Annotated in this window: 21 protein-coding genes and 1 CRISPR repeat array; of the genes, 20 read left to right on the forward strand and 1 reads right to left on the reverse strand. The window is 30.2% G+C overall.

Annotated elements, in window-relative coordinates; genetic code table 11:
• Window positions 1–276: 276 nt before the first annotated feature.
• The 4 genes from ligA (at window position 277) to GM661_RS05525 (ending at window position 7,044) form a co-directional block, all read left to right on the forward strand.
• Window positions 277–2,850 (forward strand): NAD-dependent DNA ligase LigA, encoded by a 2,574-nt coding sequence (ligA, locus tag GM661_RS05510; RefSeq protein WP_230869104.1) that lies wholly within the window; start codon window positions 277–279, stop codon window positions 2,848–2,850.
• Complete coding sequence (locus GM661_RS05515) at window positions 2,835–6,335, forward strand: DEAD/DEAH box helicase (RefSeq protein WP_230869105.1); 3,501 nt, start codon at window positions 2,835–2,837, stop codon at window positions 6,333–6,335. The genes ligA and GM661_RS05515 overlap by 16 nt, the downstream gene beginning before the upstream one ends.
• 152 nt (window positions 6,336–6,487) lie before the next feature.
• Entirely contained in the window at window positions 6,488–6,763 is a 276-nt protein-coding gene (locus GM661_RS05520) for a hypothetical protein (RefSeq protein WP_230869106.1), read from the forward strand.
• Complete coding sequence (locus GM661_RS05525; protein ID WP_230869107.1) at window positions 6,718–7,044, forward strand: hypothetical protein; 327 nt, start codon at window positions 6,718–6,720, stop codon at window positions 7,042–7,044. The genes GM661_RS05520 and GM661_RS05525 overlap by 46 nt, the downstream gene beginning before the upstream one ends.
• 86 nt (window positions 7,045–7,130) lie before the next feature.
• Here GM661_RS05525 and GM661_RS05530 read toward each other — a convergent pair whose 3' ends face one another.
• The gene (locus GM661_RS05530) at window positions 7,131–7,622 is read right to left on the reverse strand and encodes a helix-turn-helix domain-containing protein (protein WP_230869108.1); all 492 of its coding nucleotides are present in this window, start codon (window positions 7,620–7,622) and stop codon (window positions 7,131–7,133) included.
• A gap of 421 nt (window positions 7,623–8,043) precedes the next feature.
• Between GM661_RS05530 and GM661_RS05535 the strand changes: the two genes are divergently transcribed.
• The 16 genes from GM661_RS05535 to GM661_RS05610 all read left to right on the forward strand — a co-directional run bounded on the left by GM661_RS05535 (window position 8,044) and on the right by GM661_RS05610 (window position 26,224).
• Entirely contained in the window at window positions 8,044–8,199 is a 156-nt protein-coding gene (locus tag GM661_RS05535) for a hypothetical protein (RefSeq protein ID WP_230869109.1), read from the forward strand.
• A 103-nt stretch (window positions 8,200–8,302) separates the two neighbouring features.
• Entirely contained in the window at window positions 8,303–9,568 is a 1,266-nt protein-coding gene (locus GM661_RS05540; RefSeq protein WP_230869110.1) for an ABC transporter substrate-binding protein, read from the forward strand.
• Between the two features lie 59 nt (window positions 9,569–9,627).
• Window positions 9,628–10,512 (forward strand): carbohydrate ABC transporter permease, encoded by an 885-nt coding sequence (locus tag GM661_RS05545; RefSeq protein WP_230869111.1) that lies wholly within the window; start codon window positions 9,628–9,630, stop codon window positions 10,510–10,512.
• 1 nt (window position 10,513) lies between these two features.
• The gene (locus GM661_RS05550; RefSeq protein ID WP_230869112.1) at window positions 10,514–11,371 is read left to right on the forward strand and encodes a carbohydrate ABC transporter permease; all 858 of its coding nucleotides are present in this window, start codon (window positions 10,514–10,516) and stop codon (window positions 11,369–11,371) included.
• Window positions 11,372–11,498: 127 nt separating this feature from the next.
• On the forward strand, window positions 11,499–13,493 hold the full coding sequence (locus GM661_RS05555) for a glycoside hydrolase family 31 protein (protein ID WP_230869113.1): 1,995 nt from the start codon (window positions 11,499–11,501) through the stop codon (window positions 13,491–13,493).
• A 127-nt stretch (window positions 13,494–13,620) separates the two neighbouring features.
• On the forward strand, window positions 13,621–14,247 hold the full coding sequence (locus GM661_RS05560) for a YesL family protein (RefSeq protein WP_230869114.1): 627 nt from the start codon (window positions 13,621–13,623) through the stop codon (window positions 14,245–14,247).
• A gap of 469 nt (window positions 14,248–14,716) precedes the next feature.
• Window positions 14,717–15,931 (forward strand): type III-B CRISPR module RAMP protein Cmr1, encoded by a 1,215-nt coding sequence (gene cmr1 / locus GM661_RS05565; RefSeq protein ID WP_230869115.1) that lies wholly within the window; start codon window positions 14,717–14,719, stop codon window positions 15,929–15,931.
• 5 nt (window positions 15,932–15,936) lie between these two features.
• Window positions 15,937–17,799, forward strand: a complete 1,863-nt coding sequence (gene cas10 / locus GM661_RS05570) for a type III-B CRISPR-associated protein Cas10/Cmr2 (protein ID WP_230869116.1) — start codon at window positions 15,937–15,939, stop codon at window positions 17,797–17,799.
• The gene (locus GM661_RS05575; protein ID WP_230869117.1) at window positions 17,780–18,763 is read left to right on the forward strand and encodes a type III-B CRISPR module-associated Cmr3 family protein; all 984 of its coding nucleotides are present in this window, start codon (window positions 17,780–17,782) and stop codon (window positions 18,761–18,763) included. Before cas10 ends, GM661_RS05575 begins: the two co-directional genes overlap by 20 nt.
• On the forward strand, window positions 18,751–18,927 hold the full coding sequence (locus GM661_RS05580) for a hypothetical protein (protein WP_230869118.1): 177 nt from the start codon (window positions 18,751–18,753) through the stop codon (window positions 18,925–18,927). Before GM661_RS05575 ends, GM661_RS05580 begins: the two co-directional genes overlap by 13 nt.
• Window position 18,928: 1 nt before the next feature.
• Window positions 18,929–20,248, forward strand: a complete 1,320-nt coding sequence (locus GM661_RS05585) for a hypothetical protein (RefSeq protein WP_230869119.1) — start codon at window positions 18,929–18,931, stop codon at window positions 20,246–20,248.
• A gap of 3 nt (window positions 20,249–20,251) precedes the next feature.
• The gene (cmr4, locus tag GM661_RS05590) at window positions 20,252–21,154 is read left to right on the forward strand and encodes a type III-B CRISPR module RAMP protein Cmr4 (RefSeq protein ID WP_230869120.1); all 903 of its coding nucleotides are present in this window, start codon (window positions 20,252–20,254) and stop codon (window positions 21,152–21,154) included.
• Window positions 21,147–21,578, forward strand: coding sequence for a type III-B CRISPR module-associated protein Cmr5 (gene cmr5 / locus GM661_RS05595; protein ID WP_230869121.1), 432 nt, complete (start codon window positions 21,147–21,149; stop codon window positions 21,576–21,578). Before cmr4 ends, cmr5 begins: the two co-directional genes overlap by 8 nt.
• The gene (gene cmr6 / locus GM661_RS05600; protein ID WP_230869122.1) at window positions 21,571–22,506 is read left to right on the forward strand and encodes a type III-B CRISPR module RAMP protein Cmr6; all 936 of its coding nucleotides are present in this window, start codon (window positions 21,571–21,573) and stop codon (window positions 22,504–22,506) included. The genes cmr5 and cmr6 overlap by 8 nt, the downstream gene beginning before the upstream one ends.
• Before the next feature lie 97 nt (window positions 22,507–22,603).
• Window positions 22,604–23,293: a CRISPR-associated endonuclease Cas6 gene (locus GM661_RS05605; RefSeq protein ID WP_230869123.1), complete on the forward strand. Its 690-nt coding sequence runs from the start codon at window positions 22,604–22,606 to the stop codon at window positions 23,291–23,293.
• 209 nt (window positions 23,294–23,502) lie between these two features.
• A CRISPR array of direct repeats spans window positions 23,503–24,280; the repeat unit is 37 nt; unit sequence GTTTAAATAATAAATCCATTATAAGAAGGATTGAAAC.
• Window positions 24,281–24,430: 150 nt separating this feature from the next.
• A complete protein-coding gene (locus tag GM661_RS05610) occupies window positions 24,431–26,224 on the forward strand; it encodes a DUF5675 family protein (RefSeq protein WP_230869124.1) in 1,794 nt (597 codons plus the stop codon).
• Window positions 26,225–26,242: the final 18 nt, after the last annotated feature.

The raw sequence follows: 26,242 nt of genomic DNA on the forward strand, positions 1-26,242 counted from the left end.
TCATAAAAATAATAGCTAGCTAAAAAAATGGAATAAATTTTTTCTGAAATATTTTTATATAAGGAATAAGCAATAATTTTTCTTTAATGTGATGAAAAATAGAGATAATATCACAAATGTTCAATGAATATCCCCTTATATTTCATTGAAATATAAATAATATTGTCGATAATAAAGGATATAAAATATTTTTGTATAACTTTTATATTAAAGAATATTTCGGTAGTGCTATTTATATATAAAATAATTTGAAGAATAATAATTGAGGTTGGTATTATGTATGAAGCAATTAAAATTAAAATGAAAAAATTAAGAGAAAAAGTTCGTCATCATGAATATAAATACTATGTTCTAGACTCACCTGAAATATCTGATGCAGAGTTCGATCAATTGGTGAGAGAGTTACAAAATTTTGAGGAAGAATATCCAGAATTAATAACCCCAAATTCACCTACTCAACGAGTGGGAGGAGAACTGCTTGATAGCTTTGAGAAGGTGGAACATACAGTACCCATGCTCAGCTTGAGCAATGCCTTTAATGATGGCGAACTAAGGGAATTTGCATACAGGGTTTATAAATTAGTCGGAACAAAGGATATTGAATTTGTAATTGAACATAAAATAGATGGATTATCAGTAATACTTACATATGAGAAAGGATTACTTACAGTAGGGGCTACCCGTGGTAATGGTGTTATTGGGGGAAATGTCACCGAGAATATAAAGACCATCAGGTCTATACCATTGAGTCTTCCTGAAGAACTTTCCGCTGAAATAAGAGGAGAAGTCTATATCAGTAAGTCTGATTTTGAGTATATCAACAATAAGAGATTTGATGAAGGAGAAGAGCCTTTTGCCAATCCCAGAAATGCTGCAGCTGGTTCCATCAGACAACTGGATCCGCGTATTGCTGCAGAAAGATCATTATCAATGCTTGCCTATGATTTGGTCAGTATTGAAGGACAGGAGTTTGATACACATACTGATGCAATGGAATTTCTCAAGGGAATGGGGTTTAAGGTAAACTGGTATCACAAATGTAAGAATATTGATGATGTTATTGAATTATGTAATCAATGGACAGAGGAGAGGGATAATCTTCCCTATGAAATCGATGGACTTGTTATAAAAGTAAATAATCTCGACTTAAGAGAACAGCTTGGTACTACTGCCAAGAGTCCGTGCTGGGCAATAGCTTTTAAGTTCTCTTTTCATCAGAAGACCACAGTTGTCAAGGATATTATCATTTCTGTAGGGCGTACTGGAGAATTGACCCCTATTGCAATTCTGGGTCCTGTTTGTCTGGAAGGATTTACAGTCAGCAGGGCAACTTTACATAATGAAGATGAGATAAAAAGAAAAGATGTCAGGATTGGTGATCATGTTTTGGTGCGGAAAGCTGGAGGAGTTATCCCAGAGGTAGTAAAGATTATAGAAGAAAAAAGGAATGGAAGTGAAGAGGTCTTTAAAATGCCGGATAGGTGTCCTGAGTGTGGTGCTATGGTTTTAAGACAGGGAGAAGGACCCTTTATCTGGTGTATTAATAATTCTTGTATTGCTCAGCGTCGGGATTGTATTTTACATTTTATATCACGGAAGGCTATGAATATTAAAGGAGTTGAATACGAATTAATTGATCAACTTATAGAAGGAAGTATAATTGAGGATTATGCAGATCTTTACTTACTAACTATTAATGATCTTATAAATATTGGAAATTTGAATTACCAGTTAGCGATAAATATTATTAATGCTATAGAAAAAAGTAAAACGAGACCACTACAGAATCTTGTATTTGCTTTGGGAATAAAACAAGTTGGAGTAGGGATTGCCAGAATTTTGGCAACAAAATTTAATTCAGTTGAAGAATTATCTCAGGCTAAGTTAGCCGACCTAGAGTCAATAGATGGAGTTCATCCAACTTTAGCCAATAATATTATTAATTTCTTTTCTCTACCTCAAAATCAGAGAGTTATAGAAAAATTAAAAGATGCTGGAGTTATCATGAATAATAAGTTAAGAAGAAAAAATAATGAAAAATCCTCTAAATTAGAAAATATATTTAAATATGAAATAAAAGAAGTGAAATACAAATTTATTAGAGTTCATATAGAGTTATTATTAGATGATAATAACTATAGTATTTTTTATAAAGAGTTTAAATACTACTTATTAAGAAATACATTAACAGAGGATGGGTATAATTGGATTACTAAATTATTAGAAGGTAAAAAGATTGATGATAAAAAGCGTAACTATTTAAAAAATTCATTAAAAAGGATTTTTACTAATGAAGATCATTTAAAAGGATTAATTGGAGAATATATCCTAAGTTTTTATTATAGAAATATTGAAGAAAATTATTTGTGGGATTATGGACCTAAAGGAAGGAGTTCAGCTGAACCAGGGATTGATTATATTGTATTTACTGGGGCAGAAAATAATATCAAAGATATAAGATTTACTGTTTGGGAAACTAAAACAACAGAAAGTAATGTAAATAATAGAGCAAGTGAAATTTATTCTTTTTTCGGTAAGAATGGTAGTTTTGATGAGAATATTGATTATGAAATTAAAGCAATCCAGGAGTTGTTTAAAAACAAGGAGAAGAGTAATTTGAAGAAAGTAGTAGCAAAACTTCCTTATTATGTATTAAATAGAGATAAAAACCTCAGAATAGGAGCATCTATTATATTAAAGGAAGATACAACTACTCTTAATACTTTAAAATCTTTTGAAAAATGTTTTCCTGAATTAACTAAGGAACAAAGAATAGTAAAATTTATATTTTTTTTGTTGTTAAATAAGGTTATGAAAGATTTGGTGAGAGACATATGGAAAACATTATAAATAATCATAATATTGATAAAATATTATCTGAAATTAATAATCGTAATGATTTTTTAGAGTTAATAGAATATATTTTTTACTATGACATGGAATTACTTATAAAAGATATATCTATTAAAGAAAGTGAACTTAAAGATGATATTAATAAGTTAAAATTACTTGAGAAAATATCAATATATATTTATTCCAATTATACAAACGAATTATTTAATAAAAATCAGGATTTAAGGGATAAGGCCTTGGAACTAGTTGCGTTAACATTTGAAAGAGCATCCATATATTTTAAACATATGGATTTAAATATTATTGATGGGCGAGATATAGTTTTAAAAAGATTAAAATATTGCTTTAGGTCTTCAATTGCATATTCTCTAGCGGGTAATTCTCCTAATAGTATTTTTATGGCAAATAAAATAATAAAATTATTTAAATATATAGATAAACATGAGGGGTATTATGATAAAGATTTGATCACATTGTATCGTTTTTCAAGTTATATTCTAAATAGAAAATTTTCTCTTAGCACTTCCAAATTGTCTAAAAAACAATCATCGATACTTTTTAGCTTAACAAGATATATTAATACTGGAAATCAAGATCATTATTTTATGGCAATTAATGATTTGCAAAGTTTAATTAGTAGTAAATTAGAAAAGTGTCAGAGTGAACAGTTTTGGATATTAAGAAATATATATCTTGTCTTACAAAAATTTTATGATAATTGTGTTTGGACTGTATTATATAATATATTTGATAATAATTATATAAAACAACTAATTAAATCACGACCGCCAATCCTTGAATTATGGCCAAATCAACTCAAAATAGTAAATAACCCGAATAGTTTTTTGAATGTTGATTTTAAAAATAGGATATTAATAAACTTACCAACTAGCGGAGGAAAGAGTTTGTTAGCTGAGTTTGCATTGATAAAGGAACTAGAGAAAAACAATAATAAAAAGTGTATATATATAGTCCCAACAAATGCTCTGGTATATGAAGTATATAAACGGTTACAGGAAAGATTTAGAAGACTAGAATATAATGTGCTTAACATACCTGGTGGATATGAAGATCACGGGGAAAAATTATTTCAAGAATATAGTGTTTTAATAACTACACCAGAAAAAATGGACACAATAATTAGAAACAATATACGAAATAATTTTCTGGATGATGTTTCTTTGGTTATATTTGATGAATTTCATAAAATAAGTGACAAAAATAGAGGATGGGTTATTGAAAGTTCTTTATGGTATCTTATAAATAGCGATAGTTATAAAGACATAAAAATAATGTTGCTATCTGCAATTATAGATAATGGAGAAGTGATATTAGATTGGGTTAAAGAAACTGAAGATTTAAATGAAAACATATGTGATAATTGGAAACCGACTTTACAGATAAAAGGTATTGCTAAATATGAATATATTAAAAATAAATATGGTCAATGGGTGTCCGTACCCAAAAAACATAAGTATTATAAAGAAGCTTATAAGTGTCATATAGCTACTGGATTTTTAAAATATTTTCAGAAAGATTTAGAAAAGAGAACAATAAAATTATTTGATTTTCCAAGATATCATTATAAATCTAGTAATAAATTGGTTAAAAAAGAAAATATAAATTATGAAAGCTTTGTGATGGGCATATCACAAAAATTGGAAAATACAGGGGGTAATCTGATATTTTTTAATACAAAAGGTGATGTAGAATCGTTTGTAAGAAGTTATGAGCCTTATGTACCAGAAAAAGTTAAAATAAGTCAAGAAATTAATAGGCTAATTAATTATTTTGAAAAAAGGTTAGGAAAAGAGCATTTATTAATAAAGGGATTAAAAAAGGGTATTGCATATCATCATGGTAGTTTGCCAATTGATATGAGAGAGGCCTTAGAAGATTATTATTCAAAGGGGTATATAAAAACATTAGCAGCTACAACTACACTAGCAGAGGGTGTTAATTTTCCTATTCAAAACTTTATTTATAGTGGTTTAAAATATGTTGGTCAAAAGACTATAGACATAGCTGACTTTAAAAATATTGCTGGTAGAGCTGGAAGGGCTTATCAAAGTACATATGGGCAAATTATTTTTGTTAAATTTTATCCTTATAGTGTAAAAGAAGATTATCTAGAATACGAAAATTATGATAATAATGTAACAAGCTCTTTACTTAGTGATGAAAAAATTTTTGAAATTATAGATGAAATGAACAAAAAAAATAGTGAAGATATCGAGGACTTTATAGACCAAGCAAGTAATAACGGGTTTATAAAAACATTATTACTTTTTTATAATTCTATATCTGAGAATGAAAATTTGTTGGATAGAATATTTAGCAATGCTTTATTCTCCAAACAATTACAACAAGATAAGCTAAAAAATCTTTTACATTCAAGTAAAAAAGTATATCATTATTTTGATAAAAAACCGTTAAGAATCAGGGAAAAAGTGCAGATTAGTGGATTGTCTTTCTATTCTTACTATATTGTGCAAAAATTAGCCAAAGATATAGTTGATAATTTAGATTATAATATCCGTAATAATCTAAAAATGGAAATGTTAATAAAACAAGAGGCATTTATACAAATACTTAGTTTAAAAGAGTTTAATAAAATGAAAGTAAGAAGAAGTACACCTGCTTCGAAAAAAATTGTTATTGATGATTATAGTTTATTTTTAGACTGGACTCAGACAAATATTAATGTACCTCAACTTAGTGAAAAATATTTTTTTAAGGTTAAACAACCTTATAGAATAAGTAGAATTACAGAATATATAAAGGAGATGTATGAATATAAACTATCATGGGCATTAAGTATATTATCAAGAATAATAAATGAAAATTTAAGTCTGGATATATCATCAAACATAATTAACTTTATTAATAAATTAAGTCAATTTGTCAAATATGGTTTATATTCTACTACTGCACTAGACCTTGTGAAACTTGGTTTTAATTCTCGTGATACAATAAATGAATTAGCTGAATTCATAGATAATAATTATGAATATTTCAAATTAAAAGAATTAGGAAATATAATTAGTACCCTTGATCATAACATTTTATCAGACAAATTAGATAGTATTACTGATTATGAGTTAAGAAAGTTCATAACAATAACCAACAATTTAAAAATTATTTCTAAACAAATTGAAAAAGACAAAAAGGTAAAAACTAAAATTGCAGGCACAAAATATCATTTGTGTAGACTAGAAGAAAAACAAAATATATTAGATAAAATAAAAAAAAATTCCAAAAGAATTGTATTAATTCCTGAACCAGATAATTACTATGATAAATATGCTGTTGAAGTTTATTATAACCAAACAAAGATTGGTTATCTTTCTAGAAATATAAATGAAGAGGTGGCATATTATCTAAGTATTTATACACCTTATACAATTGATTTAATAAATATTAATGTAGTTAATTTAAATAAGTATATTGAAATTAAAGTAAAGATAAATTTTGAAGTCTAATTTTTAGTATTGTATAATTTGACAGCAATGACATCTAAATTAGATAATATAGGACTATACTGGATATCCTATATGTTAGGATAGTTGTAGTAGGGAGTAAAATCTGTGTATAAATAAAAGTTACGACAATAAATCCTAAGAGTAGAATTCATATGCCCAAGAAAGTATACCCCAAGAAATTAAAAGAATCTGTTCTTAAAAGACTTGCTCCACCAAATGCTGAAAAAGCATCTGATCTTTATTATATTAAAACTATTGGTGAGCCTCAATTTAAAATAAATATAAATCTTAATAAAGAAATATTTTTTTCAGAAGAAAGAAGGGACTATTATATTATAAATAATGGTGAAAATGTTTACATCAGTATTACCAGAGGTAATAGTTGGCAACTATTAATGAATTTAGTAAAAATAATAGAGGTACTATAGTATTTTCTGTAGATAGTTTTTATTATTCAAAACATACTATAGTAGCACATCATTTAGTTTTTGTTTCTTTTGATGATAAAGTACAGGCGAAAAGAATATATGGTATTGTTAAAGAAATGGAGTGGGTTGATAATAAAACACTTAAAGTTAATGTTGATCCTATTAAAAATGGAGAGAGTATTACATATATAAAAGATCCCTTTAATTTAACTATGTTTGAAAGAATCATAGAAGAGGGAAAAGAACTCATTGAATGGCTTAATAACAAAGGGTGGAAATAATAGATAATAAGCATTGAGTTATCGAAAGATAAAGAAAGATGATCAAATTTAATATAATTTAGTTTGTGATAAAATAAGATATAATTCTACTCTTCCTTTTTATTCATTGTGTTTTCAATATATTCCTCATATTCAGGAAAAGCCTTTTTAAGTTTAATAGTAAGATAACCTCGCATGTCCTGGTCACCTTTCTTATATTGTTCTTTTAAAAAGTCCAGAATTTTATATAATGTAGCTTTATCGTCTTCCTCTGGTTTACTAGGATTAAATCTATCATTTAACTTATTTAAAGCAGCTTTAATTTCTACATCAGATAAATATTTTACTGCTTCCATAATTATATTTTCAGGAGATTTCCTCATTTCACCTTTTCCTTTTTTAATCCATTCTTCTCTAATCCCATATTCTTTAGATATATTATGTATGAGTTGATCTGATATAGTATTTGTGCCATTCTCAATATTACCTATAGTAGAACGGCTTATTTTAATTCTATTTGAAAATTCTTTTTGAGTTAATTCTAATGTCTTTCTTAAATACTTTATTCGACTTGGTATTGAGTTTTTTATCTTATTCATTTTAAAATCACCTTATTTAAGCACTTTATTTACTAAAAAAGACAAAAAATAAATAATAAGCCTTGACAATGTCTTTTTTAAGCATTATAATATACTTGTAATATAAGCTAAATAGAAGTAGTATATCTGATCTTCAAAAAAGTATTAAGTAAAAATCATTGCAAAACGAGTCATTATAAAAATGTATTCTGATTTAACAAAACAACAAAGCTAATTATTTCTACAATTAATTTTAGTTCCTACAAGATAATAACATAAAATGATAGAAAGGAGGTATCCATCTATTAATCCAGGGTAAAAAGAGAACAGCTGCCAGCTGTTCTGTTAGCTTATTCCATTAATAATTATACCATATGGACAGGTTTTTGTAAATTTGTGGTAGAGGTGTTTTGCTGGAGTATGGTTCCCGGGAGGGGTTGCTGTGCAAAGAGGAGAGGAACGACAGGAAGGTTTACCAGAATATCAACCGGGAGATAAGATCTACAAGTTATTTAATCACGATATAGTAATGATAAGGGGAAAAGATGAGGAGTTTATTATAAGAATTGCTAAATTGAAAAAGAATAGAAGTGTTTAACCTGGGGCCCTGGGCCGGGAATTTATTTTTCCGGTCCATTTTTAATATGGAGATATTGCCGTCTAGCGATATTATTTTTAAAAAAAGAAGGAGGATGTTTTTGATGAGAAAGTATTTAGAAAGGTTTTATTCAATTACTATCTTTAGTCTTGTGTTTATGCTAATAGGTGCTGTATTTTCTTTAAATGTATATGCTAAACCAGTAGAGGTTTCTCTCTGGCATTATTTTGAACACGAGGCGGAGGCGCTGGAAAAGGTAGTAGCTGATTATAATGCTATGCAGGATGAGATAGAAGTTATTCCTACCTTTGTTTCTCGTGAAGAGTTAATGAATCAGTATACAATCGGGGCAATCTCCGGTGAATTACCTGATATCGGTATGGTAGACTCACCCAATATGGCTTCATTTGTTGCTTTAGATGTTTTTGCTGATATTACTGAATATGTAGAAGAATGGGATGATCTTCAGTATTTTTACGATGGTCCCTTAAATAGTACTATGGATGTTGAAGGCAAGATCCACGGGCTGCCAAATAACTCAAACTGTTTAGCTTTATTGGTAAACATGGATATTTTGGAAGCGGCCGGGTTTGACGAACCGCCTACTACTTGGGATGAATTCTATGAAATAGCAGCAGCTACTACAGATCCGTCTAATTCTATTTATGGTTTTTCCATGAGTGCAGTAGGTAATGAAGAGGGGACCTTCCAGTTTATACCCTGGCTATATTCCTCTGGGGCTTCTGTCAGCTCTTTAGTTTCTGAAAAAGCCATTAGTTCATTAGAATTATTGACCAATTTAGTTAAAGAGGGCTATATGAGCAGAGAGGTCATTAACTGGGGACAGGCTGATGCCTATAATGCTTTTGTAGCTGGTAAAGCAGCTATGCTGGAATCAGGAACATGGCAAATTGCAACAATGGATGAAGATATAGATGATGCCTTTGATTATCAATATACCCTTCTCCCTAAGGGTGAGGAGTATGCCTCTGTTATAGGTGGAGAAAATTTTGGGGTTACTGTTGCTGCCAGTGATGTTGAGGCCTGTACAGATTTTATAAAATTCATGCAGACAGCAGAGAATAATGCCAACTGGTGTGAAATAGCAGGCAAATTACCTGTTCGAAGTGATGCTGCTGAATTGAAAGACTTCTGGACAGAAGATGAAAGATATGCAGTATTTACTGATGCAATGAACTATGCTGTAGCCAGAGGCCCACACCCAGAGTGGCCTATTATCTCTGAAGCAATCTATTCAGCCGTACAGGCGGCCTTGATTGGGGAAAAGACTCCAGAACAGGCAATGAAAGATGCAGCAGCAATTATTAATCCAATTCTAGCAGAGATACCTGTTGCTGGAAGTAATTAGATTTGGGTAAGTTATACTACTCTCGGTGATTTATCTTATTGCAAAGGGGTGTGTAAAAGATGAAAATAGCTGCTAAAAAATTTGAAGGATATATATTTGCTCTCCCTGGTTTTATATATACAGTAGTGGTACTGGGCTATCCGCTTATTTATAATCTTATTTTAAGTTTTAAAGATTTGAATATAAGAAACTTAAGGAGTGGAAATGCTGTATTGGTAGGTCTGGCTAATTATAAGCAGTTATTTACTGATTCAACTTTTCAACTGATATTGAGAAATACTTTTATATTTACCATTGGATCATTGGTTTTTCAGTTTACTATCGGCTTTATCCTGGCTTTGTTCTTTTCAAAGAAGTTTAAGCTAGCAGGTCCTATCAGGGGTTTGTTGTTAATTGCCTATATGATGCCGATAGCAGTAACAGCTATGTTGGGTAAAAATATTTTTGGTGTATCAGAGGGTTTGATTAATGATCTTTTATTAAAAATGGGGTTTATTAGTGAGCCTGTCCAGTGGCTGGTTAGTACCAGTACTGCTCTTATTGCAGTAATTGCAGTTAATTGTTGGATTGGTATTCCCTTTAATATGCTGATCTTAACATCTGGTTTAACGAATATTCCCCAAAGGGTATATGATAGTGCAGCTGTAGATGGAGCTAATGCCTGGCAAAGATTTTACCATATTACCCTGCCATTAATGCGTCCAGCTATCATGGCTGTACTGATGTTAGGCTTTATCTACACCTTTAAGGCCTTTGATTTGATGTTTATTATGACAAGGGGTGGTCCACTTAATTCTACTGATGTACTGGGAACCTATGCCTATAAGCTTTCTTTTACTAAATATCAATTTTCTATGGGTGCAGCAACCGGTATGGTACTTTTTTGTTGTTTATTAGTAATAGGTCTGTTTTATTTAAGGCTAATAGCTGGAGAGGAGGATTAATATGTTGGAAAAAATTAAATTCACTTTAAATTCCAGGAGGGGCAGAAAAAATATAATTTTTTCTTTCCTGGCTATGTTAATAGCAGTGATATTTTTATTTCCAATCTACTGGTTGTTAATGATGTCTTTTAAACCTGACATTGAAATATTTGCTAAAGTACTGACATATTATCCTCATGAATTTACGATTCAACCCTGGTTAGAGAACTTGCAGAATCAGGAGTTCCTGTGTTCACTGAGGAATAGTTTTATGATTGCTACTACTTCCATGTTGCTTTCAATTATTTTTGGTGTTCCGGCAGCATATGGTATGGGGAGGTATAAGGTTTCAGGCAGGAAAATTATTCTGCTAACTTTTTTAGTTACCCAGATGTTACCACCTTCTCTAATGCTGACACCAATGTATTTAATTTTTAATAATTTGGGGTTACTGGGTACTTATCTGGCACCGGCAATTGCTATTTCCTCAGGTGCCGTTCCCTTTATAGTAATAATTCTAAGGCCCTATTTTAAGAGCATTCCCAGATCTTTGGATGATGCGGCCCGGATTGATGGCTGTAATCTATTCCAATCTTTCTTTAGAATAATGATTCCGGCAATAAAGACGGGTATTATCGTTGTTGTAGTAATTTCTTTTTTAAGTGGTTGGAATGATCTGGCCTATTCGATGACTTTCAATGTTAAGGCAGAAATGCGTCCTCTGACAGCAAATATTTATAAGTTTCAAAGTAAATATGGGACAAGATGGAATGCTATTATGGCATATGGGGCAATTCTGGTAATACCTGTTATATTGGTTTTTGTATTCTTACAGAAATATATTGTCGGGGGGCTGACTGCTGGGGCAGTTAAAGAATAGAGATTCTAGTATTAAAATAAATAGAGGAATAATGATATGGCTGTGTTTATGTTAAGGTAGCTATTGATGAAATTCCTCTATTTACAAGAGATGATTTTGAACTAAAATTTTAAGAGGAGGATTATAGATGATAAAACAGAGTGGGAACAGAGTAGTAAGGCGATATGATCAGGAACTGCTTTCTATTGAACCTTGGGGTCCTAATAGCCTTCGGATTCGTGCTACACAACGCCATCAGTTTCAGGATGATACATATTCTGCCTTACTGGAGGTAGAAGAGACTGAGGTTGAAATTGAAGTTGATGGAGAAAGTGCTAAAATTACTAATGGTAAGATCAGGTGTGAAATAATGGAAACAGGCAAATTAAAGTTTTATAATCAAAAGGGTGAGCTTCTTTTAGAGGAATATGACCGCAATCGGATGAGGGATAATATTGCAGGGGAGTTTAATAGTGCTTTAGAGATTGATCCCCGCAGTTTTGAACCACATCTGGGTACAGATAATTATAGGTTAACGGTAAGATTTGAAGCATCAGAGGGGGAGAGATTCTACGGTATGGGACAGTATCAACAGCCATTTCTGGATCTAAAGGGTTGCAACTTAGAGTTAGCCCATAGAAATTCTCAGGCCAGTGTACCCTTTGTGCTTTCAAATAAGGGGTATGGATTACTCTGGAATAATCCGGCTATCGGCAAGGTATCTTTCGCTAAAAACATAACAGAATGGACGGCTTATTCTAGTAAAGAGATGGACTACTGGATTACAGCTGGTGATAGTCCGGCCGAAATTGAGGAGGCTTATGCTGATACTACTGGTAAGGTTCCAATGATGCCTGATTATGGTACAGGTTTCTGGCAGTGTAAACTACGCTATCAGACTCAGGATGAGATAATGGAGGTGGCCAGGGGTTATAAAGAACGGGGCCTACCGATCTCAGTAATAGTAGTTGACTTTTTTCACTGGCCTTTCCAGGGTGATTGGAAATTTGATACTGATTACTGGCCTAAGCCTGAAAAGATGGTCAAAGAGCTAAAAGAGATGGGTATTGAATTGATGGTTTCTATCTGGCCGACTGTGGAAAAGGGAAGTGAAAACTATCAGGAGATGAAAGAACTGGGATATCTGACCCGTTCTGAGACAGGTAAGCGGATTGGGCAACTGGGGAATGCCTGTTTTATTGATGTTACAAATCCTGATGCTAGAAAATATGTCTGGAGTAAACTAAAAGAAAATTATTATGATAAAGGTATTAAGATCTTCTGGCTGGATGAAGCCGAACCGGAATTTACCAAATATGAATTTAGTAATTATCGATATTTCCTGGGGTCTGACCTGGAGGTAGGAAACCTATATCCGAAGTTGTATGCACAGATGGCTTATCAGGGAATGGAGGTAGAAGGTCAGGAAAATATAGTGAATCTTTTGCGCTGTGCCTGGGCAGGTTCACAGAAGTATGGTGCCCTGGTCTGGTCCGGGGATATCGACTCAAGTTTTCGTTCACTGCGAAATCAATTATCTGCTGGTCTTAATATGGGTCTTTCTGGTATTCCCTGGTGGACAACTGATATAGGGGGATTTCATGGTGGTAATATCCATTCAGAACAATTTAAAGAATGTCTGGTTAGATGGTTTGAATTTGCTGCCTTCTGTCCAGTTATGAGATTGCATGGATTACGTGAACCATTTAAAGAACCCCTGGCTGAGACTGGGGGAGGTAAGGTGCACAGTGGAGCAGATAATGAAGTTTGGAGTTATGGTCCGGAGGTATATAAGATCTGCAAAAAATATCTGGAGCTGCGTGAAAAGTTGCGCCCCTATATTAAAGGGTTAATGCAGGAAGCCCACCAGAAAGGAACTCCACTAATGAGACCGCTTTTCTATGATTTTTTTGATGATGAAAACGTCTGGGAAATTGAAGATCAATATATGTTCGGTAGTGATATACTTGTCTGCCCGATTCTTTATGAAGATAGGCGGGAAAGGGAAGTTTATTTGCCTGCTGGTAGGTGGAGGAATATCAATAATAATAAGGTCTATCAAGGTAGTAAAAAGTATTTATGTGAGGCCCCTCTGGATTCTATTCCGGTCTTTGTTAGGGAAGGCAAACTGGAAGAGCTGTAATACTATAATTACAAAAGATACTTGCATCATAAAGAAAAGTAGGATGTAAAATTGATTAGAAGCCATTATTAAAAAGTTGGGATAAATGTTCAGGTGAATAATAAAAAGAAAGGAGTGGTGAAGGCTGATGAAAACACAGATTGACACACAGGGGTTATTTGATTATGATGGTGGTTTTTATGGGAAAATAGCCATGGTATTTGATTGTTTTATGTTAAATGTCTTGTGGATAGTCTTCAGCCTTCCCATTGTTACTTTTGGTGCAGCAAGCACTGCCTTTTATTATACAGCAGTTAAAGTTATCAAAAAGGATAGGGGTAATATACTGGAACAATTTTTAAATGCTTTTAAAATAAACTTTAAAGATGCTACAATACTATGGCTGCTTATTGTAGTACTCAGCTTTATTTTCCAGCTAAATGTGGGGATATTGTCCTCGCTAACAGAAGGAAATGTCAGTTTATTCTTTAGGTGTTTCTATATTTTCCTTTCAGTCTTTATCATAGGAATAGCAATGTATGCCTTTCCGGCCCTTTCTCGTTTTGATATGAGTACTAGCTGGATTTTAAAGCTATCAATCTATATGACAGTACGCTATTTTCCGATAACATTAATATTGTTTGTGATATTATTATTATCAGCTCTCTTATTATATTTACTTCCTATATTTGTAATTATACTACCGACTGGCTCTATTATTGTATATTCATATTTTATGGAGAAGGTTCTCCTAAAACATACACCTGGAGTATAATAGTTTCACCATAGGACGAAATGAGATGTTATTGCTGTGTAATTTATTGCAGAAGTAGTGCTGTATCTTTTACCCTTATCCGAAGGTAGTTCCTTTGGGTGGGGATTTTTTATTTTTAGCGTCCAGGAATATTCAATATTTGCTTAATTATTTACAATTTCTTGCAGGAAATTTATGTATTTTGTTGAAGTTTATAATATAACAAATCAATATTGGAATTATTTTAGATACTAATGTTTTATATATGGAAGTTGAGAAGCAAAGGATACGGTAACTTTTTATGAAAAAAGCTATGGTGTGGATGGATAAGAATCAGAAGGTATTTGTTAAGATGATGAATGACGAAGATTTCCAGGCTGTACTAAAGGTATATTTTGTCGGAACGGGCGTATGAAGGGCTACAGGCGAGGATTTGGGGTTCTAGAGATTCTTTATTAGGGAACAGGATTTTTGAAAGTGAGGTATTATAGTGGAAAAGGTTATAGTTACATGCCAGTTGGTTACACCTTTATTTATGTATGGAGCGAATAATAATCTTGAAATAAGAGCTAGTTCTATTAAAGGTTTGTTAAGATATTGGTGGCGAACATTTAATTATGCAGATGATCATAGAGAACTAAAAAAGAGGGAAGATGAGATTTTTGGTAGTACAGAAAAAAGGTCTTTGATTAATATAAGAATTAGGAATAAAAAAATAGATCCAGTTAGTATTAACGAAATATTAAGCAATGAAAAGAAAGAAGATAAAAATGAAGATGTAAGCTATTTATTTTATTCATTAAAATTGGATAAAAATAATAAAGAAGCATTTAAAGCGGGAGGAAAATTTGATATTGAATTTAGTTATAAGGGTGTTTACTCTGATGAGATAGAAGAAAAAAATCAAACTATAACCACCCTTAATGAATATCTAAAATCATTAAATGTTCTACAATTATTAGGGGGAATGGGTAGTCGAAGTAGGCGTGGGGGAGGAAATTTTCGTATTACAGAGGTAAATGTAGAAGGTAATGACTCTTTAAATGAGCGGATTGAACAGAACTTAGTTTTTAAACCTACATTAAATAATTATAAAAATGAATTGAAAAAAAGTATAGAATTAATTTTAATTGAAAAAAATATAAACCCAAAAAATACCCAATTAAACAGTTATCCCAATATAATAGGGAATGAATTTACTATTTATACTGTTTTCGATGGAAATACAAATGATAAAGATAAAGAAAAAAAAATAAGGACTTTTGATACCTGGAAAAAAGCACTTGCAAGGTTTAATGATAATTATTGTAGTTTTAGAAAAGAAAATTATAAAGATTATAATTTTGGAAAAAAGTCAACAACAAAAGCAATTTTTGGGTTACCTTTAACAAATGATAAATCTTCAAAACCATTTAATTTTCAGATTCAAAAAGGAGAAAATAAGAAAAAATTTGATATAAATAGGTTACCTTCATCACTTATTTTTAAAATACATAAGACATCAGAAGATAAGTATATTCCTATAATGGTTAGGCTGAGTGGAAATATTCTAAATCGAGATGATTATTGTAGACTATATCTTAAGAATAAAGATGAACCAGAAAAACTCAAAGATGATGCTAACGAGAGTCTTATTGATAAATTTATAGAGGAGAATAATTATATTGAAATATATAATAACCGAAAAAAGAAGGGGGAGGTGTAGAATTTATGGCAAAAATATTACTATTCACACTCGGGTCTGTACAAGATTATATTTTAGAATCCAGAAGAGTTATTGATCTAGTTAATAGCAGTAAAATTATTTCAGAATTAATGAAAACAATTAAAGATAAATCCGGTTGTGAATTATTATTACCTAATGTTGAAAAAAATCAAAATTCTTTTAATTCTACTCTTCCTAATTATTTAATATTCAGCTATGATAGTCCTGAAAGCAGAGGTAGAGAAATAGAAAAATATATTCATGATGAATATATCAAAGAATATTTAATGAAGCGGATAGGTTTAGAAAAATATAATTTAAGTAAAAAACTTCAAGAACAGATTAAAGAACATATCTCTTCAATTTTTGATATCTATTGGGTAGAAACAGAGGTAAATGATGAAGTCTGGGATGATGAAGAAAAATATAAAGAATTATATGAGGACTTATATAAAAATTTAGAGGCAGTTAAATATGTTAAAAAATTTTCTGGAAATAAAGAACAAGGCAGAAAATGTTCAATCTGTGGAAAACGAAATGCTATTTTCTATAGGCGGAAAGATGAAGAAAAAAAACGCCCATTTGATATTCAGAAGGACAGTAAAGAAATAAAGGATAATACTTTTCAGAATATAATTTTTAAGAAAGGTGAATGCCTTTGTGGGGCTTGCTATATGAAGAGAGTTTTAGGCAATGACAAGAATAAAAATAAAGAAAAAGATATTGAGATAAAATCTACTGCTGCTATTGCTTTAAGTAATTGGAAAAAGATAAATCAAGAAAAATACCCAGAAGAATATAAAGAATATAGAAAGATGATTGAAGATAGGTATAGCCAGGACAGTAAATATGGGGAAGAACAGTTATTATATAAAGAAAAACTTCTTAATGTTAATAGAAAAATCCTGGAAGATGGAGTAAGTGAACAACTACAGACTGATAAAGATAGAGTGGAAAAATTATTCGCAGAGGTATTTAAAGGAAAACAGGAAGAGTATTATTCTATTTATCGGGCAGATATAGATGATCTGGGTAAATGGATGAGTGGGGAATATAAAAGTGATAATGCAATGGGACTACTGGAATATCAGCAGCAGCTATCAAATAAAATAGATGGTTTTTTAAAAGAGGTGCGTAAGTTTTTCAATGAAAATAAAGATTGTCTGTTAGTTTATGCTGGTGGTGATGATATTCTGGCTTTATTGCCTGTTAGAAAATCTATTGAATTAGCTGAAAAAGTATATGATTGTTTTAATAAAAAAGTAAAAAACGAAGAAGTATTTAAGGAAATTACTTTATCCCAGGGTATTTTTATACTTCATTATAAAGATACTCTAAGTGAAAGTCTTCAGGTATCTAAGGAAAGAATTGACTATCTCAAGAAAAAGTATAAAAATATCAGCCGTAATGGAGAAAAAAATGGTTTTATTATAGCGGTATTGACAGAGGGTTATTCCTATCAGGAGTTTTATGCTAAAAATATATTGAATGATGATTATATTGTTGAAATTCTTAAAGAACTATATACATATTTTGCAGAAAAATCAAGTCATTTTTATCGGGAATTAAGTGAAATATTTTTGAGTATGGATAGTAACGATCTATATCTTGAGCAAAAAAGAGATTTAATAGAAATGTTTCTTATACAGCAGAAACGATTGCTGAAAAGGAGTTTGAAGGAAAAAGAAAAAGAAGAGAACAAGGAAGCTCTTGAAAAAACAGAGAAATTACTTAAAATGTTACTGCAAAATAATAATTATGAATATGGTTCTGCTGGTTTGAAAAATTATTTGAATCTGTTTTATATAATAGATAAGATTTCAGTTATTTTAAGGGATGATAAGCAAAATGAAAATGCTAAAAATTAAACCTAATGATAATTTGTTTTTTGGAGATGGTAAACGATTTGACAAAGGAGAAAGTGCCTGGTTGCATAGTAAATTATTACCTTATCCATCGGCATTTAAGGGTGCTATAGCTTCTGTAATGTTAAAATTAAATAAAATTAGAAGAGATAACTATATTGGAAAGCAATATGATGCAAAGAATGATCCCCGAAAATATTTGCGGATTGGTAGAGTGTTTTTATATGATGAAAAAAATTATGACCTTTATATGCCAGCACCGTTAGACCTTTTTATAAATAAAAAGAATAAATGTAAATATGGTTTATTTAGCAAAATTACTAAGAATTATACATCATCTTTAAACGAGCTTGAGTATTTATTATATTCACCGGGAAAACAATTTGAAAGAGTTGAAGATAGTTACATAAATCACAGGAGTTTTTACAACTCATACCTAAATACTTATGATAGTATAGGTTTTATAAGCCGGGAACAAATAATAAGTTCTGCTTATAAAGTCGGTATTCAAAAGGACAGAAAAAAGGGTAATGCTCAAGAAGATCATCTTTATCGAATAGATTTAACCGAGTTTAAAGGTGATAGTTGGTCTTATCTTGTTGAATATGATATTAAAGATAAATGGTGGGAAGGTAGCAAAATTAACAGTTTAGGAGATGGATATTTAAAACTGGGAGGCGAAAATAAGTCTTGTAAATATTATGAGCTTTCAGCAGAAAAAATAATAAATCATTATTCAAAGATGGATAGGCTTATAAATGAAACAGAGTTTGTCAAACTATATTTTATGTCACCAGTCATTTTTAATAATGGATCATTTAAGCCTTCTTTTACGGATCTTAAGATTGATATTACTGTTGTTGGAGCTTCTACTGTTAAGCCATATTATATAGGTGGTTTTGATATGAAGAAAAAAAATCAAAACCTATGTGTAAGGCTGTGCCAGAAGGAGCAGTGTATTTACTAAAAAGTGCTTCCTTTAAAAATAAGAGTTTGGCCGATATTAAAAAATGTATTTTAGAACCATTAATTAAAAACTGTCAGGATAATGAAATAGATTTTTGTGAAAGTGGTTTTGCTCAGTATGAGATAATACCTCTATCAAAAAAGCAGCTAAAGGAGGCAGAATAAAATGGCAGGACAAAAATTTGATACCATGATTATTTGTTCTACATTGAACCAGATGGTCAATTATCTGGCTATTATGGAACACGGTATAAAAAAAATATTTAATATTACCTTTGATGATAAGCAAGATGATAAAAATATTAACTTAAATAAAAAATTTCCTTATCAAAAATGGGATGAGAATCTTTATTCTGTTATTAAATCTAGAAGTATCAAGATAGAAGAAATACAATTTAAGTCAAATGAAATAGCTACTCATGATAATATAATTGACAAGTTGCAAGTTTTTTTTAAGAATAATCCTTATGACAAATCAATACTATGGAATATTACTGGCGGTCAAAGACATTTTGTAATGGCTATTACGGAATATGTTAAGGAATATAGACCAGATAAAGATTGTCTTTTGTATTATGAAGGTGATACTGAAAAATTCATACCTTATTATTTTGATAGCTTAGTAAAAAATAAAGTAAAACCCTATGGAATTATTGGTCAAGGTTATCCTTTAACACTTAATATTGCACTTAAGTTAATGGGTTTCAATATTAAGGATAGTGTTTTAGGTGACAAATCTAAGTATTATCAGTATTTTTTTGGTGAAGCAACAATAAATGATAAAAATCTTGAAGGTGAGTACAATTATTATAAGGAACTTTATGATTTATACACCGAACATGTAGATCTAATAAAAATAATGATTGAATCAAATAAAAATAAAACAGATAAAGAATCTTCGAAAACTCGTTTAGATAGTATGATTGAAGATATTAATAAAAGCAACAAAAAAATACCAGATAAAATATTTAAAGGTAATAATTTAAAAAAATTAGAGAAAAGTTTAGGTAAATACAAAAACAGTATGGTCTTTGGTTACATTTTAGAAAAAATGACTTTTTATAGAATGATATCTATTCTTGATGACAACAAAGAATTGCTGGATAAAGTTGCTGATATTAGTCTGGGTATTGATATTGAGGATGCTTTTTCAGAAGTGAATACTTCTGTTGATCAATTTGATATTCTTTTATTGACTAAAGCTGGTAAACTAATAGTCTTTGAATGCAAATCTGGTAGAATGACTGGGGATAATGCTAAAAGTACTAATTACTCTACTTACCGAATAGCTGGAGTATATGGAGCGCCAGTTTTAATTGATCCATTGACTGATGGTTGTGATATTGAGGAGAATGTATTTAAAAATATAAAAAGTGCAGAACATGCTGCTAATCGAGCAGATTTAACTATTTGTAGAGTTTGTTCTAAAAATAATAATGACTATTATGATTTGAAATATTACATAGAAAACATTTTGGGGGGTTGAAATATGTTTGAAAATGTTACAGCACTTATTATCAAAGCAGTTACACCTGTTCATGCAGGTAGTGGTAGAGAACTTGGTTTTATAGACATGCCTATCCAGAAAGAAAGTCATACTGATATACCTAAGATAGAGGGGTCAAGTGTAAAAGGAGCATTGCGTGAAGAATATAGATTAAAAAATGAAGAAAAAATATACGATTTATTTGGATCGGATAATGGTAATCGGGCAGGTCTAATTGGATTTTCAGATGCTAAATTATTATTCTATCCGATAAAATCTATACACAATTTATTTTCATATGTCAGCTGTCCATATTTAATTAATAGATTTATTGAGGATTTACAAATGATAACTAAGGATAGAGGTGAAGAAAAAAATAATTTGCAGTCAAATAATAAGGAAGGTATTAATCTTGGTCTAAATAATTTAAGTAAGATTGATCCTAATTCAATAGTGGAGGGTAAGGCTATTTTCACTGATGAAGAGAAAGATGAGCTTATTTTAGATGTTTTTAGTTTTACAAATAAAAAAAACCATGAGTATGATGAGTTACTAGAATTTCTCCATAATAAATTTAAATTGCACAGAGACCTGGTAATTTTATCTGATGAAGATTTTATTGAGCTAATAAGTTTAAATAGGGAAATAGTTACTAGAAATAGAATAGGAGATGATGGTATAACCAAAGAAGGTGATTTGTTTACTGAAGAATACCTTCCTGCTGAATCTATCCTCTATACTTTATTACTTGTTAATGGAATTATTAATGATAAACAGAATTTAATTAAGAAATATAAAAGTGATTTCCCTAAAATTTTACAAATGGGTGGGGATAGTACTATTGGAAAGGGAATTGTAAAAATGAAAATTTGTGATCCTTCTAATGGAGGGGTAAAGGATGAATAAGCTCAAAGATATGGAAAGAGAACGAGCCAGGCTGGGTTTTTATATAGTTAAAGAAATTATTAAACAGGATAATGAAACTGCCAAAAAATTTAAAACACATATTAAGAATATTCCAATGTATATCTATGCAAATGGTCTTATTGCCACTCTAGCTTTTATATTAAAAAAATCGAATCAAAATAATTCAAATAAGCTTAATCTAGAAGAAAAAAGTTATAATTATATTAGCAAAATATTAGTGGATTACTTTGAACAGTATACAATATTAAAAAAAATAGAGGTGCAAGAACAAAAATTAGAAAACCTAATTCAAGAGATTATTAATCTTAGTAGTGAAAAGGAATATAGGCAATACACCTTGGAAGTATTATTTTTTTTGGAATGGGCAGTTAAATTTTCAGAGGGAATGATTGGAAATGAGTAAAGTGAGTAAAAATACCTTCTATTGGAAATATAAAGACAATTGTAAATATAATAATAAAACTTATGAGTTTATGTTTTTGCAGAATATTGATTATGATCAAATTGAAAAGGCAAATATTGAAGATTTAAATTTTAATTATAGGTTAAATAGTATATTATTGAGTAGGACTGAATTAAATAATAAATCACTAGATATACAGTCTTTAGAGGATTTAATATACGACAGTAAGACATATTGCAATCATTTAACGGCAGAACGCAAAATTCCAAAAGAATTATGCAATTATTCGTGTATTGTAAAAGAGTATTGCGAAAATATGAATTTAGAGTTAATAAGTGATAATATGGATATGAGGGTTGATGATAAGTTGATTATTGGACTGGGTAACCCAAGTGTATTAGAAACTTCAATGACTATTCATCATGTATATGGCGTTCCATATCTACCAGGTCAAGCTTTAAAAGGTATTTTTAGAAAATATTTTGTTGATGAAGTTATAGAAAATAAAGGGAGAGATGAGATTGATTTGAAAGACGGTATTAGCAAAGATTTGTATAGTAAGTTATTTGGAGATGATTTTGAAAGTGAAAATGAGGGAAAAGTGAAAAAGTCAGGTATAGTATTTTTTGATGCTTTTCCTATTGAAAATTATAAAATAGATCAAGATATTATAAATGTTCATTATAACAATTATTATCAGGAAAATAAATTTCCTGATGGTACTGATGATCCAAATCTTGTGAATTTTTATGTAGTTAAAGATACTACATTTAAAGTTTTATTTGCTTTAGATAAAAATATATTTAAAGGTTATGAATTTCTATTTGGTAAACTTAAAAAATATATAAAAATGGCATTAGAAGACTATGGAATTGGTGCTAAAACTGCTATTGGTTATGGGTATTTGCAGTCTATTAATAATAATTGAGTTATTTTAAGAAAAAAATATGTGATTAAATAAGAAGGTCTCAAGATATATTTCTAGAATATATATTGATCGAAGGTAACTTTTAGGAGTGATATTTTTGCCGGAAATTCAAGTAGTATCTTTAAGATATGAGATTGAAGATGACCTATCATTGCGCTATGGACATAAATTACGGGGATATTTTGCTAATAATTTCAAAGAGATATTATTTCATAATCATCATGATAATGGAAGTCTCCGTTATGGTTATCCCCTTATTCAATATAAAATTGTAAATAAAAAACCATTTATTCTGGGAATCAATAAAGGTGGAGAGTTAATAACTGAGCATTTTCTTTCTATTGAAAAACTAGTACTGGATAATAAAGAATATCTCTCTCCTGGTGGCAAATTATCTGTTGATAGGGAATTAATAGAAGTTGATAATGATTATGATATGCCAGTCTATAAATATAATTTTATTACTCCCTGGCTAGGACTAAGCCAGGATAATTATAGAGTTTATAGAAGCAAATATATAAAAGCTCCACAAGAAGATAAGATGAATTTTTATAAATCTGTAATCACTGGAAATATTCTCAGTTTTGCTAAAGGAATAGACTGGTGGGTTGAAGAAGAAATTAAAGTAGTACCATCTTTATCTGATATTACAGTAAAATTTAAAGGTGAAGAGATGCTAGGATTTACTGGCTATTTCTTCTCCAATGTATATTTACCAGAATATATAGGATTGGGTAAATCTACTAGTCGAGGGTTTGGTACAATTATAAGGGAAAAAGTAATTTAAAGAAACAATTCTGAAGGAAAATTATTGATGAATAAATATACAGTAGTCGATGATTGCAGTTATATTAGTATCTAGTTGGTGATTAAATTTTGCGGCAAAACTATCAAAACAGGGGTAAAATTTATAAATATACGGTAAAAAAAGAGAGGGTTATCTTCTCAAAAATTGCTGATGATTGCTGTTATATAAACAATCTTGCTCCGTGACGGGTTTAAATAATAAATCCATTATAAGAAGGATTGAAACGATAAGCTATTTCTGCCTGGTTAGAAGTCTCATATCGTTTAAATAATAAATCCATTATAAGAAGGATTGAAACGACACTATTAGAAGCAGATTACTAGCAGCCTTTTTCGTTTAAATAATAAATCCATTATAAGAAGGATTGAAACCAATAATAGTCATCTTGGATTTTTTCTAATTTTTTCAGTTTAAATAATAAATCCATTATAAGAAGGATTGAAACGCGTTGTGGAGTTGACCTCTCCGCAATGGAGGGCCACCGTTTAAATAATAAATCCATTATAAGAAGGATTGAAACTTACTGATTTGGCGGCTTATAACGAAGGGATACTAGGTTTAAATAATAAATCCATTATAAGAAGGATTGAAACGAAATTAATATCTTATCTTATTATTGGATGATATTAGGTTTAAATAATAAATCCATTATAAGAAGGATTGAAACACCTCTATTTTCCTCATTTCCTCAAGCAATATATTTTTGTTTAAATAATAAATCTATTATAAGAAGGATTGAAACACCTCTATTTTCCTCATTTCCTCAAGCAATATATTTTTGTTTAAATAATAAATCTATTATAAGAAGGATTGAAACACCTCTATTTTCCTCATTTCCTCAAGCAATATATTTTTGTTTAAATAATAAATCTATTATAAGAAGGATTGAAACATTGATGTCTCTATACCCTCCGCTTCAGCCAACTTTTGTTTAAATAATAAATCCACTATAAGAAGGATTGAATGTAACATTAATTTTTGCTTTATGGACAAAACTAATATTTATAGTAAAAAATAACTAAAAAATAGAAAAAATCAAGAAAAAACAAGGAAATGATGCCCTCCTGTTGAAATATATGTTTAAAGTAAATATATAAAATAACAGGAGTGTAAAATGTGAAAGGTATATTATCTTATGGTTGCCGCTTTAATAAATTAGAAACAGAAATAACTATTAAGCCTCTAGATGATGATTTAGCAGGTTTTGAAACAACACTTAAAAAGGAATTTATCAGGAAGATTTTTTTTGATTACTATAGTAATATCTATGTTATTAAAGGTTATTATCCTAATAATGACGTTGATGAATGTTTTAAAGGAGTAGAACTAGAAAGATGGGCGAGTTTGAAAAATAGTCATAAAGATGCTGTAAAAAAAGTAAGGATCAGATGGGTTAGGGGAGAACATGTTGACAGAGAAATAAGTTTTAATGCATGTGCTATAAAATATAAAGAAGAAATAGATACTATGAACCATCATTTTTATTTATTATTAATAGATGTAGATAGGGAAAGAGAAATTGGCTATAATAATACAATAACAGTTAATAACAGTAATCTTTTATATATTACCATCAAACCCTATATAGAAAATAAGTCTCTTAATTCCGTACTGAGAAAATTAGATAATAAATATACATCTATAAGTGACCTAAAAAGTAATTATGCTTTAATAAATGACTTGCCTACAACTGGTATAGCAAGCACAAGGAGCATTGTAGAAGAAGATTATTGGGAAATGAAATTACTAGTATTTTCTTTAAGCACAGAATTCAAGTCGGTCTCCTTTGAACTAAATATAAACTTTAATAAAAATGGTTATGATGGGCTAGTTAACAATGGTAGACCTTTGAATATATTGAGGAGAATAATATCAGTACTAACTAGGCATATAAGTAGCGAGGCAATAAAAGATGTAGAAAACATAAAGAAAAATTTTGATATAGAAAAGGTGCTTTTGTCCAGGCAACTAAAGGAAAAGGTGAAAGAAATAATCAAAAGAGAAGACCTGATTATACAGCCCAGCCTTAATTCTATACGTCTTTGTAAGAATAATAATGGTATTGGAATAGGTATGAGCATGAACCAAGAATTAAATTCTCGAATGAACTGGTATCAAAAAGTAAATTTAAAACCACCTAAAAAAGATTTCACATTAGGTAATTATCAACTGAGTTTACCAGATTACGATTATGAATCTTATGATTATTCCAGCTGGAGAACTTTTAAGTATAATTCTAATAAAATGATGAAAGGTGAAGACATAAAGCAGTTACAAATGATCCTTAATCAATTTGGTGCTAATCTTGAAGTGGATGGGTATTATGGTTCTTCAACTAGGAAAGCTGTCATAGGATTTCAAAAGAGTAGTGGTTTATCAACTGATGGTGTAGTTGGACCAAATACTAGGGAAGAGATAAAAAAAGGCCTGGGGATGGAAATTGATAAATTTGAGATTGTCATTACAAGAAATGAAGAAACAGAGAAAACAACTGTAGGACAAATAAATGTTGAAGGAGAAGATATTGGATATACTTTAGAAAGGGCCTGGAAAAATAACCAAAATAATGAAAGTAGAATTCCTGCTGGAGAATATGAGGCTTTTATTAGGAAAGCTGGAACAAGTAAATGGAAATATGATGTAATCCAATTAAAGAATGTACCTGGCCGAACAGCTATACAAATTCATAGGGGTAATATCTATCCACATACAGTGGGTTGTATATTAGTTGGAAAGTATAAAAGGGAAGTGATAGAAAAAATTTATATAAGAGATTATGCAGATGATTATAGCAAAGATATTATAGGTACAGATATGGTTTTGGATAGCAGAGTGGCACTTAATGAAATTATGGATAAATATAAAGAAAAGGGAGGAAAAATTGTTGTAACAATAAAAGACAATTTTTAGATATAATTTAGGCGTAGT

It is taken from the genome of Iocasia fonsfrigidae, assembly GCF_017751145.1.
Lineage (GTDB): Bacteria > Bacillota > Halanaerobiia > Halanaerobiales > DTU029 > Iocasia > Iocasia fonsfrigidae.